This is a genomic window from Sulfuriferula thiophila (assembly GCF_003864975.1).
GTDB classification, from domain to species: domain Bacteria; phylum Pseudomonadota; class Gammaproteobacteria; order Burkholderiales; family Sulfuriferulaceae; genus Sulfuriferula; species Sulfuriferula thiophila.
On the sequence record NZ_BHGL01000012.1, the window covers coordinates 1 to 277 of the forward strand.

Annotated in this window: 1 protein-coding gene; it reads right to left on the reverse strand. The window is 53.8% G+C overall.

The genetic code is table 11. The annotated features are described in order from the left end of the window. Positions 1–29 precede the first annotated feature (29 nt). A partial coding sequence (locus EJE49_RS07525) for an REP-associated tyrosine transposase (RefSeq protein WP_370685821.1) occupies positions 30–277 on the reverse strand: 248 nt, incomplete at its 5' end.

The window sequence follows — 277 nt, forward strand, 5'->3', positions numbered from 1 at the left end:
GTAGGATGGGTAGAGCAAAGCGAAACCCATCACAATTCCCCAGCCGCCATCGCTCCCACATCACCGACCCAGTTTGCCGGATATATCCCCATCTCGACATGGCGGTGAAATGAAGAGTAAGGCCATTCGGCCACCGAGTTCACATGCCCATGCTTTACCGGATTGATATGGATATAGTCCACATGCCTCGCATAATCCAGTTCGTCCCTGAGCGTGTGTTCCCAATAACGCCGCTGCCAGATACCGCGTTCGCCTTTGCCTAAACGGCTACGCGATA